Consider the following 14,523-nt stretch of genomic DNA (forward strand, 5'->3'; position numbering starts at 1 on the left):
GAATCACGACGCGCGACGAAGGGGAAGCCTGTTTATGAGTTTACGGCCTAATCAGATCAGTCCCATAGACCTCGGGTCCATCATCAATGCCCATTAAGGGGGTATCTGGCCATTGAGGTCGGCCAGAGGCTCAAAGGAGATCATATCGTGGCTGTAAGAGCAGACCAGCCAGGGATGAGATCGATGGGTGGATTCCCGCGACACCCAGACAGATCAACGGCCGATCGGCACTCCCGTGTTCCAAGGGAGTGCTCCAAAATGCCCGCGAGCGCCGCCTCCGCCCCCAGGCCGGCATCGAGTTCCAGGCCGCCATCCGGCGGTTTCGCGAGGTGGTGGGCAAGAATCGCCCGTGAATGTTTTGTGTCGGCTCAACCGCGTCATGGAAGCCGCCGCCAACCCTCATTAGGCTGCGGCGAAATCACGCGATCCGCCCCCAGAGCAAATTGGAGCTCCCCATGGAATTTTTCCGCCGCCTAACCTTCCTGGTCTGCGCTCCCGCTTTCGACACCGATGACCTGGAGGGTGTGCGGGTCCAGCAGATCATCACCGAGGTCGAGAGGCTGGGGTTCGAGGTGGTACGGGCCCGGCGGATCGAGGATGCGGAAATCGCGGTACAGACCGATGCCGCCATCGGCTGCGTCCTGGTGGATTGGGAAAAAGGCGGCAAGGGGGCCGAGGCCACCGCCCTGATCAACCTGATGCGCCGTCGCGGCCTGGAGATGCCCATCGTCATCCTGGTGCGCGGCGAGCGCTTCGAGGACATTCCCGTGGATGTTCTCGACTATATCGACGGCTACGTCTTCCTGGCCGAGGAAACCCCGGAATTCATCGCCAAGAATCTGGTCAGCCGGCTGAAGCAATTCGCCGAGACCCTGAAAACCCCGTTCTTCGGCGCCCTGGTGGATTATGCCGAGGAGGGAAACCAGTTGTGGACCTGTCCCGGCCACAATGGCGGCATCTTCTACAACCGCAGCCCCATCGGGCGGATCTTCGTCGAGCATCTGGGCGAGGCGGTGTTCCGCGACGACCTGGACAATTCCGTCCTGGAACTGGGCGACCTGCTGACCCACGAGGGGCCGGCGCTGCAGGCTCAGAAGGAAGCCGCCAAGATATTCGGGGCCGAGAAGACCTATTTCGTCCTCAACGGCACCTCGGCCTCCAACAAGATCGTGCTGTCGGCGCTGGTGGCCGAGGACGATTTGGTGCTGTTCGACCGCAACAACCACAAGGCGGCTCATCATGGCGCCCTGCTGCTGGGCGGCGGCATTCCCATCTTCCTCGAGACCGACCGCAACGCCATGGGCATGATCGGCCCCATCTACACCGAGGCCTTCGACGAGCAGGCCATCCGCGCCAAGATCCGCGACAATCCTCTGGTGAAAGATCCCGAGGCCTGGAAGAAGCCCCGCCCCTTCCGGGTGGCGGTCATCGAGCAGTGCACCTATGACGGCACCATCTACAACGCCGAGCGAATCCTCGAGCGGATCGGCCATTTGTGCGACTACATCCTGTTCGACGAGGCCTGGGCCGGGTTCCTGAAGTTCCACCCGCTGTTCCGGGGCTGCTACGGCATGGGGCTGAAGGACCGCCTGGACGAGAACTCGCCCGGCATCATCTCGACCCAATCAACCCACAAGCAGATGGCCGGTTTCTCCCAGGCCTCGCAGATCCACGTGCGCGACCGCCATATCAAGGGCCAGAGCCGGCGGATCGAGCACCGCCGCTTCAACGAAACCTTCATGCTGCACGCCTCCACCTCGCCCTTCTATCCGCTGTTCGCCTCCCTGGACGTAGGCGCCCAGATGATGCGGGGCCGCTCGGGCGAGGTGCTGTGGGACGACACCATCGATCTCGGCATCGAACTGCGCAAGAAGATCAGGGCCATCAAGCGGGAGTTCGCCGAGAAGGAAAAGGACATCGCCCGCCATTGGTTCTTCGAGCCCTTCGTGCCCGATCGGGTGGTGTCGCCCGACGGGGGCGGGGCGACGGTGGCGTGGGAGGACCTGCCCACCGAGACCATCGCCGCCGATCCGCGCTGCTGGGAATTCTCCCCCGGCGCCCAGTGGCACGGCTTCAGGCACGCGACCCGGTCCGGCTATGCCATGACAGACCCCAACAAGCTGACCCTGATCACCCCCGGCTTCGATCGCAAGACCGGGGCCTACGCCGATTACGGCATCCCCGCCCCGGTGGTCGCCCAGTATCTGCGCGAGAATCGGGTGGTACCGGAAAAGAACGACCTCAATTCCATGCTGTTCCTGCTGACCCCTGGGGTGGAATCCAGCAAGGCGGGTACCCTGCTCAGCACCTTGGTGGCCTTCAAGCGCCGCCACGACGAGAACGCCCTGCTCGACGACGCCATCCCCGAATTCGTGCAAAAGCGGCCGCAACGCTATCGCGGCCTGCGCATCCAGGATCTGTGCGCCGAGATGCATGCCTTCTTCCGCGAACGCAACGTCAGCACCTTGCAACGTGCTCAGTTCTCACCCGAGCATCGCCCCCACATGGTGATGCGCCCCAACGACGCGGTCCGCATGCTGACCCGCAATCAGGTGGATTACCTGCCCATCGACCGGATCGAGGGGCGCATCGCCACCACGCTCTGGGTGGTCTATCCCCCCGGTATCGCCACCATCATCCCCGGCGAACGCCTGTGCGAACGCGCCAAACCCATGCTCGACTACCTCAAGATGTTCGAGCGGAGCGCCAACCTGTTCCCCGGCTTCGAGGCCGAGATTCAGGGGCTCTACCGCGAGATCGAACATGATGGCTCGATCCGCTTCTACACCTATGTCGCCAAGGAGTAGGGGCGGACCCCAAGCATGCGGCAGATCACATCCCGGACCATCACGATCCGGCCGTCAGCCGACGGCGACGTCCCCGCCATGCTGGAGATCTATCGCCACCATATCCGGCCGAGGTCTGATACCAAATCCTGATGAGCCGGACTCATCGGGATTTGGTTAGGCCCAACGGGCCGCGCGCCTTATGGCGCGGGAGGCAAGGGCGCCCGCGCCCGCCCGCCGATTGAGGGCGAGCCCGGTGATCGGTTGCGATCACTGGGATATGGTATGAACGTTCATCACGTAGAGAAACAGGCGCTTTTCGATGTGGACCTGGATATTCCCACCGGACAGGTCAACGCCCTGATCGGGCCGTCTGGTTGCGGCAAGCCCACCTTCCTGCGCGGCATCAACCGGATGGACGACCTGGTCGCCGTCGCTCACGGCGGCGGCTCCCTGTTCCTGGACGATGTCGACATTCAGTATCCGTCCACGGATATGGTGCGGTTGCGGGCCCAGGTCGGGATGGTGTTCCAGGGGCCCAATCCGTTCCCCAAATCCATCCACGAGAATGTCGCCTTCGGGCCGCGCCGTCATGGCCTTGCCGCCAACGCCGCCGAACTGGACGAGATCATCATCTCCAGCCTCGGCAAGGCCGGATTATGGGATGAGATCAAGGACCGCATGGGCGAGACCGGCACCAGCCTATCCGGGGAGCAGCAACACTTCGCCTGCGCTATTTCCGGCCCAGCAGAGTATTGGTCCGCGCCACCGCCTCACGGGCGGCGCCCAGCAGACCTTCCTTGGTGATCACCGCCGCCGTGGAAATGGTGGTGATCTCGGCGGCCCGGTCCAGCAGGTCGAAGGCCTGGGCCAGTTCTCGGCCGGCCTCGATCAGGCGGGTCCAGTTGTCCATGATATCCTCCCCTCTTCTTGCTTGGTTGGCACAACATCGAAAATCAGGCTGGTCGGGGAACGGGAGCGGGGCCGATGGCAGGTGACGTTCATGGCGGCACCTCCCCCCGAACAGGGATGAATCCATCCGTTCCCCGGACCGAGCCGGGGAAACGGAAACCTTCAGCATGTGGACGGCGGATGTTCGATCAGACGAACACCGAAACCGTCCTCACATACTGAGGCGACGTTCAGGATTGAATTGGGAGATCGCGCCCAAGACGTGGGTCGTCAACATGTCCACCTCCCTTTCGGGTACCGGCCCATTTCTGCCGGCTCCTCCAAAAAGGACGCGATCGTCGTCGCATAACCTACCAAGGGCCATCGGCACGTGCGTGTGCGTCACTAATGTGACTTTAGCCCCTCCCCCGGCAGGGCGCAATATGGAGAATTATTACAATTTTCCAGGGGCTTGGAGAGTCAGGTACTGCCACAGGATGGAGGCCGCCGCCAAGGCGGTGATCTCGGAAACGTCATAGGCCGGCGCCACTTCAACCACGTCCATGCCGACGAAATCAATCCCCGCCAGGCGGCGCAAGATGGCCATCACCTGCCAGGTGAACAGCCCCCCCACCTCGGGCGTGCCGGTACCCGGCGCCTGTCCCGGATCGATGGCGTCGATGTCGAAGCTGAAATAGGTCTGGCCGTCGCCGACCACCCGGCGGATGGCATCGGCCACTCCTTCCGGCCCCTGAAGGTGGACCTGTTCAGCGGTAACGATGGTGACGCCCCGCGCCAGCGTCCAGTCGTGCACGTCCCGGGGCATGGGGGAGCGGATACCGATCTGGATCATGCGCCGGGGGTCGACCAGCCCCTCCTCGATAGCGTGGAAGAACGGCGAGCCATGGGCCAGGGGCTGGCCGAAATTGTCCGGCCAGGTGTCGATATGGGCGTCGAAGTGGATCAGCCCGACCGGGCCGGTCCGCTTGGCCAAGGCGCGCAGCAAGGCGAGGGTGACGGTATGGTCGCCGCCGATGGCCAGCAGATGGCCGATGCCGCCGGCCTGTCGCTCGATCATCTCCAGCGACAGGGGGATATCGCCGAGCGCCAGGGAGAAATCGCCGATATCGGCGATGGCAATGTTCGCGGGATCGGTCCAGCCGGCCGGGTTGGCGCCATCGGCCAGCATGCGGCTGGCCCGGCGCACCGCGTACGGCGCCTCGCGGGCGCCGGAACGGTTGGTCACGCCGAGATCAAAGGGAATGCCAGCGATGCAGAAGGTTGCGGAGTTCGGGTCCGACGTGCACCCGCCGAGGAAACTCGGCGGCAGGGAAAATGTCGGCGGCACGCTTTCCTCCCTTGAACGTTTCGCCCGCTCCGGCGGGCTTTGCCGTCCTTAGCCTACCCCACAGGCTCAGAACCTCCATCACCGATTCCGTTCGGGCAATGACGCTGTTGTGAAAGGCCTGGACCCGGGTCACATCCTCTCCCACCCAAGCCGGCTTGGGAACGGCCTGCCAGGGATGCATCAGTTCCACTTCGGCCAGGCACAGGCCGGCATGGCGGCCGAGGAACCGGTCGATTTCCCAATGCAGCCCGCCCTCGCTCCAGTCGTGACGGAATTTCTCCACCGGCCGGAGGGGGCACAGGCCCAGCAGAGCCTCGGCCTGCTCTGGAGGGATCGGATATTCCGCCTCCCAGCGGGTGCCGGCGACGACGGGGGTCTTGACGGTGATGGTCCCTCGGGACTCGGTCCAGCGCACCCGCAGGGTGATGCCGGAAGCGGCGGGGAAATAGCCCTGGCGGATCAGACGCCCCGGGGCCTGCCGGGGCCACCCGTCATGAACCAGGAACTTGCGTTCCGTCTCGGTGCCGAGGATCAGATTCGCCATGGTCCGGCCCACCCATCGCGCCGAATGGAGGCGGCGAGTATCCACCCGATCATCCGCGCGGCGCAAGCGCCGCGACGGCCGCCTTGTCGGTCTTGAAGACGTGTTCCGTCAACCATTCGCGCAGGAAGGCCAGCATCTCCATGGACAAGGTGGCCTTGCCGCCGCGGAAATCCTCGATGAAGCCGCCGACCTTGTCCAGAAGGTCCCGGTGGGTCTGGCGGTGTCCCGCCAGACTGGGCAGCCCGCCCTCGGCCCAGATCCGCTCCTCCCTGGCGAAATGCTCGGAGGTATAGGAGGTCAGATTGTCCAGGATGCCGCCCAGCACGTCGCGTCCCTTGGACTGCATCATGGCGGCGCTCAGCGCGTTGACATAATGCACCAGCCTCTCGTGATCGGCGTCGATCACCGCATTGCCGGTCAGCCAGTTGTCGCCCCATTTCAAGCTGGGCATGCCGTCCTGGACCCCCATCAGGAAGTTGTCCACCGTGGCGCGCAGGACTTCGGACTGGCCGGTCATCCGCGTCGAGGTATCCAGCATGGCCGAGGCGGAGGCTTGCATCTGCGCCGCCTCTCCGACCACCCAATTGATGGAGGAGGCCACCAGGGAGGTGCCCTGGGCCGCCTCCTGGGCCGAGCGGGCGATCTCCTTGGTGGCGGAGCCCTGCTCCTCGACGGCGGCGGCGATGGAGCCCGAGATCTGGTTGACGCTGGTCACCAGGGCCGAGATTTCACCGATGGCCTCGACGGCGGCCTTGCCGGCCGCCTGGACCGAGGAAATCTGCTGGGCGATCTCGGCGGTGGCCTGGGTGGTCTTGTCGGCCAGTTGCTTGACCTCGTGGGCGACGACGGTGAAGCCGTGGCCGTGCTCGCCGGCCCGAGCGGCCTCGATGGTGGCGTTCAATGCCAGCAGGCGGGTCTGGTTGGCGATGGTCTGGATGAAGGTGACCACGGTGCCAATCCGGCTGGAGGCCTCGAACAGCGACTGGACGATGCCGTCCGTCCGCCTGGCGTTGTCGGCGGCGGTGACGGCGACCTGGGACGCCTCGTTCACCCGGGCCGAGATTTCCTCGATGGAATAGGCCAATTGCTCGGCCGCCGCCGCCATGGCCTGAACATTGGCGGTTGCCGCCCCCGAGGACCGGTCGACGTCGCGCATCCTCTGCACGGTCTGGGAGGCGAAGGCCTCCATGTCGCGGGCGGTGGCTTCGGTATGGCCGGCCGAATTGGCCACGCCGCGAATGATGGCGGCCACATCGGAATCGAAGCCGGAGATCAGGGCCTCCAGTTGCTGGCTACGCAATTCCTTGGCGGCCTGATCGGCCTCCTGGCGGACCCGCAGTTCCTCCATCTTGAGGGCGTTGTCCCGGAAGACCTGGACCGCCTTGGCCATCAGCCCCACCTCGTCGGCCCGGTGCACGCCGGGGATCTTGATCTGGTTGTTGCCCGCCGCCAGACGGCTCATGGCCTCTTCCATCAGCAAGACCGGCCGGCCGATGGAGCGCCCGGAGACGACGCCCATGGCCACGATGGCCAGCAGCGTCAGGACGCCCATCGCGGCGATCGTCACGGCAGCCTGATTGCGCGTCCGGTCCTGGCGCAGGGTGGCCTCGGCCATGCCGGACTGGGCCATGCCGGCGAAAGCGTGGATACGGGGCTGCAAGGCCGCGAACATGGTTCGCAATGTCGCGATCTGGGTTTGCCGGTCGAGATCGGCCTTGCCGTAGGACGCCATGATCGTCGAATACCGCGTCGCCATGGCGCGAAAGTCGTCCTTGGTGGAATTGGGCAGGGAGGCGGAATCGATGCCGATATCGAACTGGGCGGCCAGCCCCCTGCCTTTGCCGAGATAGGTCTCGTCCTGGTAGAGCATGAAGTCCTTTTCCGCATCGCGCAGGCGGAGCATGCGGACCTTCAGGTCGTCGGTGTTGGGCCACATGCCCAACTCGCCCTCGATGGCCTTGACCGCGGCGCGGAGTTGGCCCCGCAGACCGTCGCCTTCCGTCAGGCCGAGAGTGAGAGTGGCGTCGGCGACGATCTTGAACTGTGCGGCGGTCTGGCTGATGGCCGTTTCCAGGCCCTCGACCTCGGCCCGGTGACCGGCGGCGGCGGTCGAGGCCTTGATCGCGCTCAGGGCGCCATCCACCTGGCGGTAGCGGGTCTCGAAATCGTCGATGAACTCGGGGCGGCGCTCGGCGGTCAGGCCATTTGCGGCGGTCTGCATGGCCAGCGCTCCCGCCCGGATGTGGCTGGATTGCTCCCAGAGCCGCTGGTAGTCGGCCTGTTCGGCAATGGCTCCCGAAATCTGGCGCTCGCTCAGCCCATAGACCGCCCCCAGCAGTACGCCGGCCACGGCGACCAGTCCGATCAGGATGGTGAAGCGCGCCTGGATGCTGATATCGCGCAGCAGGGGGATGTCGCCGCTATGCCAGGATGCGGCCATCCCATCCCGCGAGGCCAGACCAAGCCTGCCCCAGGACAAGGCCTTGCGGATCGAGGCTGTGTCTGGAAGGGCAAAGCTGCGCCGAATCGACGCAGCGAAGGTGGTTACGGCTGGCTCCGTCATCCTGGTCTTCTTTCCAAATTCCCAGGCGTTCAGCCGGCACCGTGCCAGCCTGTGCCCAATGAACCTGGGGCGTATTCTTAGAAGGCCAGACGAAAGTGTGGGTTAATATTACGTTAATGTAGTGTTTCATCTTTGTGTCAGCGGCGTCATCGACTCCGTCACCAAATAATCACTTTCCGTCCGATGGCTCTTTCCTCAGGGTGATGTGATTTTTCTGTATTCGGGATGGAGGCTGTGCCTTGGACGACATCGATTGCGCTGCGGAACGAATCGAAGCCTTCAGGAACGTGGCGCTGAGGGCCGTTCTGGACAGGATGGCAGGTCCGCGCTCGTCTGGAGTTTGCAAGACCTGCTACGAACCGATCGAGCCCCAGCGAATTGCCGTCAATCCTCATGCCCGACACTGCAGCTTTTGCGCGGCCGAGGAAGAGGCGGCGGAACGCTATGCCCGGTTGTGCGGGCCTCGGCGGGCCTGATCGGCGAGGAGCATATCGCAGGCGGCGAGCAGCGCCACGCCTTCTTCAAGGTGGCAGGTATCAAGCCTTTCGCCCCACAAAAGGACTGGAGCGCCAAGCGGACGCTGTCGTGCATGGCAAGCGCCTCGGTCGCGGTCGTCCTGGATTACTTTGGACCGGTGATCGTCTTGAGTTCCTCCATATTCTCCTTCACCCGCTGGTTCAGGATCGCGGCGGCCTTTTCCGACGCGGCGGCAAGCATCTCGGACATCCGACACAGGTTTTCCAAGGTGTGTTCGGTGGCCGTCCTGGCGATCTCGGCCTGCTTGGAAAACGTAGCCTCGGGGGTGGAGACCAGTTCGGCGCTCTCCCGGATGGCGGCGTGGAGAATCTCATTCTGCCGGTTGAAGACCGCGTGGAACGCATCGATGGCGTGCTGATTTGCCTCTTCCAGTGCCGCGAGGTTCTTCATCTGGCTTTCCAGCATGGTCTTCACGCTTTCGTTGGAAACGGGCAGCGAAGACAGCAACTTGGCGAAATCGGTTCCGATCCAGAAATTCTGCAGCACGAATCACCTCCACCCCGAATGTCATAGCCGGGGGCATTATCGATAGGTGACCTTCGAAGATTGATGAATGTTTAGTGTCATCGGAAGGCGCCAAACGACTGGCCGATGACCGTTCGGTGACAAGTTTCCCGCAGATGAAAGGCGCCCTTGAATCCGACGAGTCGGTTCAGCATGGTCCTTAGCCTTCCATATTCCCCGCGAGGACCGATGTCGCAAATGGCGGTCACCGAGTTGCTGAACAAGCACCGAATCATCGAGGACATGCTGCGGGCGCAGCCCTCGCGGCGCCCCGAGCTGGTCGAAGCAGTCGTGCAGAATCAGCATGTCGCCGAACTGCGGATGCTGCTGTCCCGGCTGTCGTCGGGCGAGATCGGCCGCACGCTGGAGAGCGTCTCGCCCGACGACGCCAAGCTGCTGTGGCGCCATGTGGCCCAGGACCGCATGAACGATGTGCTGTGGGAGGTGTCTGGCGTACTCGGCGAGCACCTGGCGGGAAACGTCGAGCCGCAGTTCCACCGTGGCGAGGTCACAGCGTGCGAACTTGTCGATGGCCGGATGCGCATCGTCCAGGTGGTATCCCGCAGCGAGATGGAACGGTTGCAGCCGATCTGGATCGATGTCCTCGGCGCCTCCAAGTCGGAGCGGGGCTGGCTCGGCCGGCATTTCGGCCTGGACTTGCCCGATCCCGAGGACCTTACCGATCTGGAGGTCAGCGCCCGCTTCTATGTGGAAGAGAACGGCGAACTCCACCTTCACTCCAACTTCCTGCTCGACCGCGACGGCCATTCCCGCAGCGTGCCGGTGGCGTTCATCGTCCATGCCGAGATCCTGTTCACGGTGCGCAGCGAGGAGCTGCCGGTATTTCGCCTGCAGCGGCTGCGCATGCGCAACCAGCCGGGTGAGATATCCGACTGCAAGGACCTGCTGCTGGCCCTTTACGGGGCCGACGTGGAATATTCCGCCGACGCCCTTGAAGGCACCTACGAGACGCTGCGCCGGGTCGGCCGCAAGGTGCTGAGCGAGAATGTCAGCGATTCCGATGCCGCCCGCATCCTGGGAAACATCGCCGAGGAAGAGGATCTCAACGGCCGGATTCGTGGCAACATGCTCGATACCCAGCGGGCGGTATCGTTCCTGCTGCGGGGCAGGCAGCTCCGGTCCACCCAGATGGAGGATGCCCGCGAGATCATTCGCGACATCGAATCCCTCAACACCCATACCGCCTTCCTGTTCGAGAAGATCAATTTCCTGATGGACGCGACGGTGGGCTTCATCAACATCAACCAGAACCGCCGCGTCTCCCAGCTGACGGTGGCCGGTGTGGTGTTCATGCCGCTCAACGTCCTGGCCGGCATCGGTGGAATGTCCGAGTTCTCCATGATGACCCAGGGCATTCCCTGGCCCCTGTCCTACGGCGCCTTCACCGCCGGGATGATCCTGGTGGGATGGGGAACCTACACGATCTTGAAGGTGTTCGAGGCCAGGAACGCCAGGAAGGCGGCAAAGGCCTGACGACCGCCGGCGAAGGGCCGGCTGGCCCCGGAAATATCCGGCCACCCCGCATTCACCCGGAACAAGGCCCGAACACCACCGGCACGACGATCAGCAGGCTTTCGCCGCCCGGTGGGGGCGGAAATGGCGCGGCTCGCCGGACCGCGGCAAGTCCCGCCTCGTCGAGAATCTCGGCGCCGCTGCGGCGGGTCACGGAAATGGTCCGGCCATCGACCGTGCCATGACTGTCGATATGCAGGCGAATATGGACGGTACCGGCAAGGTTCGTCCGGCGAGCCATGGACGGATATTCCTGATTGGCCCGCAGCTTCTGCCCGACCTTATCCAGATAGCGGTCAAGAGCCTCGCTCGATGCCCCGTTTCGCATCAGGGCGAATGGCGAGGGGAGGCGGTGCAATATGCTCGTCATGGCGGTATCTCTGTCTTGGGCTTGTCCAAAAAAAAAGCGGCCGGATGGCCAAAACCACCCGGCCAGAGTGCGGCCTCAGTTACGGGAGGCTGCGCCATCGCGTCATGTCGATCCGGTGGCGCTCTCGGGAGGGCGCTGAAGGCCGATCGCCCCCCGAGGATAGGCATGCTTTTCGTGCCCGTAGCGACACGTCGCTATATCAAATTAAGTATAACGTATCACCGGTCGGCGCCCCCGGCCAGAGAATTACGCGACGGAAACACCGCCCCTGGCTTCAAAGGTTTCACGTCCGGGTTCGAGTCCGAGCGTCAGGACGCGCGACACAAATCGGAATCTCCGCTCCCCACCCCGCCCGGTTCCTGGCGATACAGCCGTATCAGCAGATCGATAAGCGACCGTCGCTCGTCGGACGAGAGGACGCGGGTAAATTCGTCTTCATGCTTGAGCACCAGGGTTTCGATCCGCTTCAACGCCGCCTCGGCCTGGCCCTGGAGGGCGCCGCGTTGGCGCTGGCCTCGGAACTGGCGGCCTTTCCCGAATTCGGCGTGTTCGCGCTGCCACCGGCGCTGGCCGAAGCGGGCAGCTTTCGGGTGATCTTCTTCATCCTGACCTTCTTCTCCATCGGCCTGCTGTCCAATTTCCGCACATTGTGGAGCCAGGGAATCGGCAAGCTGGCCGCCGTCTACGTCCTCAGCCTGTTCGGCTTCATCATCTGGGTGGGGCTGCTGGGCCGCTACGTTTTCCCGGTGTGAAGCCATCCCCTCCGGTAATACCGGACCGAGCCATCCGGCACATCGCCCCGCCCGCCCCAAGATGTTTACCTGGTAAACAATATTCTTGCCCCGGAACGGCCGCCGCCTGTACGGTTGAATCCGGGATTGACGATTGGAGCCGGCCCCTGGCCGGGGAGACAGGCGATGACGTTCGATGGCAGCGCGATCATGGTGGCCGATCCGCCCATAGCGGTCGCGGCAGTCTGTTACCCGCGCGGCCAGGGAATCAACGACATGGTGACGGCCTTCGCCCGGAATTTGGCCCGAAGCGGCGTCAGGGTCGGCGGACTGGTTCAGCGACGGGCGGCGGCCGACCGCCGCTGCGCCGGAGACATCTTCCTGGCGGACCTGGGAACCGGCGCGGACTTCCGGGTTTCCCAGGACCTGGGCCGCGAGTCCGAGGGATGCCGGATCGACCCGGCGGCCATCGCCGAAGCCAGCGGTGTCCTGCGCCGCGCCATGGCCGAGGCGGTCGATCTGCTGATCGTCAACAAATTCGGCAAGCTGGAAGGCCAGGGGGGCGGCCTCGCCCACGAGATGGTCACCGCCGCCGCCGCCGGCATTCCCATCCTGACCACCATCCGCGAAGACCGCCTGGACCGCTGGAACGACCTCATGGGGGATACCGCCTCCATCCTGGGGCCGGCCCCTGAGGAGATGGCGGAGTGGTGGCGCCGGGTTCAGGCCGGCAGGGCGATGGAGAGATGCGGGGTTCCGCCTCAGGTTCCCTCCGGCCTTGGGGTGGAGAGAACCGGCCAATAGGCGCGCAGCCACACCAGGAAGGCCGCCGACCACAATATGGCCGCCGGCAGGTGGGCCGGTCCGGGCGGCCAGGGCACCAGGCCGAGCGGCGGCAGGGTCCGCAGGATTACGGCGGCCACCGCCAGGCCCAGGGCCAGCGGCACGGCTCGCGGCACCGGCAGGGTCCGCCCGGTGTGCATCAGGCTGGCGATGGAGAAGACCGCCAGCACGCCGAGCCCCAGCCCGCCGATGAACGCCAGATGCAGCGCGGGAATTTCCGGTAGCGGCGCGCCGAGCCGGGCGGCACCGGCCAGGATCAGTCCCAGCCCGCTCAACAGGCTGGCGCCCATCAGGGCCAGAATCTCGGCGCGGAACGTCTCGCGCCCGACGAAGGAATCGGCCATGCGGTCGAGGAACGCCGCCCCCGCCGCCACCAGCAGAAAGCCCGTCACCGCCTGGGACCAGCCGGCAAGGATGCCGCCAACCGCCACCAGGACCAGACCGGGCGCCAGATTCAGACGCCCCGGATGGGGGCGGAAGGGAGTCGTCTCGCGGCTGGGATCGAGCACCATGTTGGTGACCGGCACGGTGACCCGGGCCAGCACCAGCCCCAGCAGGCCGACGAACAACAATCCGGAAATCAGCAGCCCTTTCTGGGCCAGGGCGCCGCTTCCGGCCATGAACGCCGACCGTGTCACGGCTCCGGCGATGGTCAGCAGGATCAGCCAGAACAGCGGGCCGAACAGACGGGCCGACGGCTTGCTCCGCCAGCATGCCGCGCAGTAGACCACCAGCGCTCCCAGCCAGAGGATGTCGGCCACGCCGCCGGCCACCGCCAGCAGGTCGCTGCCGACGAAGCCGGCCAGCCGGCCGATACCCCACGATCCGGCCAGCAGGAACAGCGGCCGGCGGCGCAACGGCGGCGTGTCCGTCCATTCCGGCACCGCGGTGGTGATGAAGCCCAGCAAGGCCGCACCGTAGGTGCCGAACAGCATCTCTCCGGCATGCCATGCCGATGGAGGAATTTGCCCTGCCACCGGCATGCCGAGGCCGTGCCCCCCCGTCCACAGCAGCGGCCAGACAATGGCGTGCAGCGCCGCCAGGGGAAAGAACAGTCGCAGCCCCTCGTCACCGAGGATGCCAAGATGGGACAGGCGGATCATGGCAATCGTCTCTCGTCCACGTCGTGGATGTGGCGGAACAGGTCATCCTCGGCCAGGAAGCGGGTGACCAGGCGGTAGAGCTCGCCATCGTCGCGCTCGCCGGGCTGGCCGGGAATCCGGCGCTCGCCGTTGATGCCGCGGCCGTGCAGGTCCATCACCGCGACGCGATGGGCGACCCGTACCGCCTCGATCAGGTCGTGGGTGATGAACAAGGCCCCGAAATGGGCGGCGCGGGCGGCGGCGATGACCAGATCCTGCATCCGCCGCTTCAAGGCCACGTCCAAGGCGGTGAAGGGCTCGTCGAAATAGACGAAGTCCGGCTCGACCGCCAGGGCGCGGGCGATGGCGGTGCGCTGCCGCATGCCTCCCGACAGTTCCACGGGATACTTTCCGAGATCGGCGGAATCGAGCGCCACCCGGGCCGCCGCCGCTTCCACCTTCAGGCGCCGTTCCCGCCGCCCCATCCCGCCCGCCCGCAGCGGGTAGGCGATGTTGTCCCCGGCGGTCGCCCAAGGCAGCAGGCGCGGCTCCTGGAAGACCATGCCATGGCGACGGTAGCGGCGCTCGACCCGCCCGCGCAGCGGCGTCAGCACCCCGGCGGCGATCTGCGCCAGGGTGCTCTTGCCGCAGCCGGAGGGACCGACCAGGGCGACCACTTCACCGGCCGTCACCTCCAGGCTGACCCCGCCGATGACCGTACGGCCGAGATAGGCGTGGTCGATCTGGCGAAGGGCCAACTGGGGTGACGTCGGGTCCATGACCATTTCCTC

The 14,523-nt window shown here is 65.1% G+C and carries 14 protein-coding genes; 6 read left to right on the plus strand and 8 right to left on the minus strand.

Annotated elements, in window-relative coordinates:
- Positions 1–455 precede the first annotated feature (455 nt).
- Together CP958_RS01300 and CP958_RS01305 are read left to right on the plus strand one after the other, a co-directional pair.
- Positions 456–2,807: an Orn/Lys/Arg decarboxylase N-terminal domain-containing protein gene (locus CP958_RS01300; protein ID WP_096700218.1), complete on the plus strand. Its 2,352-nt coding sequence runs from the start codon at positions 456–458 to the stop codon at positions 2,805–2,807.
- A 264-nt stretch (positions 2,808–3,071) separates the two neighbouring features.
- Positions 3,072–3,593, plus strand: coding sequence for an ATP-binding cassette domain-containing protein (locus CP958_RS01305; protein WP_096700219.1), 522 nt, complete (start codon positions 3,072–3,074; stop codon positions 3,591–3,593).
- Here CP958_RS01305 and CP958_RS01310 read toward each other — a convergent pair.
- From CP958_RS01310 to CP958_RS01325, 4 genes are all read right to left on the minus strand, one after another.
- Positions 3,520–3,699, minus strand: a complete 180-nt coding sequence (locus CP958_RS01310; protein WP_096700220.1) for a hypothetical protein — start codon at positions 3,697–3,699, stop codon at positions 3,520–3,522. The genes CP958_RS01305 and CP958_RS01310 overlap by 74 nt on opposite strands.
- 432 nt (positions 3,700–4,131) lie before the next feature.
- On the minus strand, positions 4,132–5,025 hold the full coding sequence (speB, locus tag CP958_RS01315) for an agmatinase (RefSeq protein WP_096700221.1): 894 nt from the start codon (positions 5,023–5,025) through the stop codon (positions 4,132–4,134).
- Positions 4,931–5,569, minus strand: a complete 639-nt coding sequence (locus CP958_RS01320) for a CYTH domain-containing protein (protein ID WP_096700222.1) — start codon at positions 5,567–5,569, stop codon at positions 4,931–4,933. Before CP958_RS01320 ends, speB begins: the two co-directional genes overlap by 95 nt.
- A 49-nt stretch (positions 5,570–5,618) precedes the next feature.
- Positions 5,619–8,009: a bacteriohemerythrin gene (locus tag CP958_RS01325; protein WP_170958792.1), complete on the minus strand. Its 2,391-nt coding sequence runs from the start codon at positions 8,007–8,009 to the stop codon at positions 5,619–5,621.
- Positions 8,010–8,446: 437 nt separating this feature from the next.
- On the opposite strand from CP958_RS01325, the gene CP958_RS01330 reads away from it, so the two are divergent.
- Positions 8,447–8,608, plus strand: a complete 162-nt coding sequence (locus CP958_RS01330; protein WP_242442680.1) for a TraR/DksA C4-type zinc finger protein — start codon at positions 8,447–8,449, stop codon at positions 8,606–8,608.
- Positions 8,609–8,753: 145 nt separating this feature from the next.
- On the opposite strand, the gene phaP is transcribed toward CP958_RS01330, so the two are convergent.
- Complete coding sequence (gene phaP / locus CP958_RS01335) at positions 8,754–9,155, minus strand: TIGR01841 family phasin (RefSeq protein ID WP_096700225.1); 402 nt, start codon at positions 9,153–9,155, stop codon at positions 8,754–8,756.
- A 216-nt stretch (positions 9,156–9,371) separates the two neighbouring features.
- Here phaP and CP958_RS01340 point away from each other — a divergent pair, with 216 nt between their 5' ends.
- The gene (locus CP958_RS01340) at positions 9,372–10,667 is read left to right on the plus strand and encodes a magnesium and cobalt transport protein CorA (protein ID WP_242442676.1); all 1,296 of its coding nucleotides are present in this window, start codon (positions 9,372–9,374) and stop codon (positions 10,665–10,667) included.
- A gap of 52 nt (positions 10,668–10,719) precedes the next feature.
- On the opposite strand, the gene CP958_RS01345 is transcribed toward CP958_RS01340, so the two are convergent.
- Positions 10,720–11,076: a TonB family protein gene (locus CP958_RS01345; protein ID WP_096700227.1), complete on the minus strand. Its 357-nt coding sequence runs from the start codon at positions 11,074–11,076 to the stop codon at positions 10,720–10,722.
- A 437-nt stretch (positions 11,077–11,513) separates the two neighbouring features.
- On the opposite strand from CP958_RS01345, the gene CP958_RS01350 reads away from it, so the two are divergent.
- A complete protein-coding gene (locus CP958_RS01350; RefSeq protein ID WP_197706328.1) occupies positions 11,514–11,828 on the plus strand; it encodes a hypothetical protein in 315 nt (104 codons plus the stop codon).
- 165 nt (positions 11,829–11,993) lie between these two features.
- Complete coding sequence (locus tag CP958_RS01355; protein ID WP_096700228.1) at positions 11,994–12,611, plus strand: DUF2478 domain-containing protein; 618 nt, start codon at positions 11,994–11,996, stop codon at positions 12,609–12,611.
- Here CP958_RS01355 and CP958_RS01360 read toward each other — a convergent pair.
- Complete coding sequence (locus tag CP958_RS01360) at positions 12,569–13,753, minus strand: NnrS family protein (RefSeq protein WP_096700229.1); 1,185 nt, start codon at positions 13,751–13,753, stop codon at positions 12,569–12,571. The genes CP958_RS01355 and CP958_RS01360 overlap by 43 nt on opposite strands.
- The gene (locus CP958_RS01365; RefSeq protein ID WP_242442677.1) at positions 13,750–14,511 is read right to left on the minus strand and encodes an ATP-binding cassette domain-containing protein; all 762 of its coding nucleotides are present in this window, start codon (positions 14,509–14,511) and stop codon (positions 13,750–13,752) included. The genes CP958_RS01360 and CP958_RS01365 overlap by 4 nt, the downstream gene beginning before the upstream one ends.
- Positions 14,512–14,523 lie beyond the last annotated feature (12 nt).

It is taken from the genome of Magnetospirillum sp. 15-1 (assembly GCF_900184795.1).
Taxonomy (GTDB): Bacteria; Pseudomonadota; Alphaproteobacteria; order Rhodospirillales; family Magnetospirillaceae; genus Phaeospirillum.

Excerpts from the sequence above, each read along its gene's own strand:
- CP958_RS01300 (WP_096700218.1), top strand. The coding sequence starts at position 456 with ATGGAATTTTTCCGCCGCCTAACCTTCCTGGTCTGCGCTCCCGCTTTC.
- CP958_RS01305 (WP_096700219.1), top strand. The coding sequence starts at position 3,072 with ATGAACGTTCATCACGTAGAGAAACAGGCGCTTTTCGATGTGGACCTG.
- CP958_RS01310 (WP_096700220.1), bottom strand. The coding sequence starts at position 3,699 with ATGGACAACTGGACCCGCCTGATCGAGGCCGGCCGAGAACTGGCCCAG.
- CP958_RS01320 (WP_096700222.1), bottom strand. The coding sequence starts at position 5,569 with ATGGCGAATCTGATCCTCGGCACCGAGACGGAACGCAAGTTCCTGGTT.
- CP958_RS01325 (WP_170958792.1), bottom strand. The coding sequence starts at position 8,009 with ATGGCCGCATCCTGGCATAGCGGCGACATCCCCCTGCTGCGCGATATC.
- CP958_RS01330 (WP_242442680.1), top strand. The coding sequence starts at position 8,447 with ATGGCAGGTCCGCGCTCGTCTGGAGTTTGCAAGACCTGCTACGAACCG.
- CP958_RS01340 (WP_242442676.1), top strand. The coding sequence starts at position 9,372 with ATGGCGGTCACCGAGTTGCTGAACAAGCACCGAATCATCGAGGACATG.
- CP958_RS01345 (WP_096700227.1), bottom strand. The coding sequence starts at position 11,076 with ATGACGAGCATATTGCACCGCCTCCCCTCGCCATTCGCCCTGATGCGA.
- CP958_RS01350 (WP_197706328.1), top strand. The coding sequence starts at position 11,514 with ATGCTTGAGCACCAGGGTTTCGATCCGCTTCAACGCCGCCTCGGCCTG.
- CP958_RS01355 (WP_096700228.1), top strand. The coding sequence starts at position 11,994 with ATGACGTTCGATGGCAGCGCGATCATGGTGGCCGATCCGCCCATAGCG.
- CP958_RS01360 (WP_096700229.1), bottom strand. The coding sequence starts at position 13,753 with ATGATCCGCCTGTCCCATCTTGGCATCCTCGGTGACGAGGGGCTGCGA.
- CP958_RS01365 (WP_242442677.1), bottom strand. The coding sequence starts at position 14,511 with ATGGACCCGACGTCACCCCAGTTGGCCCTTCGCCAGATCGACCACGCC.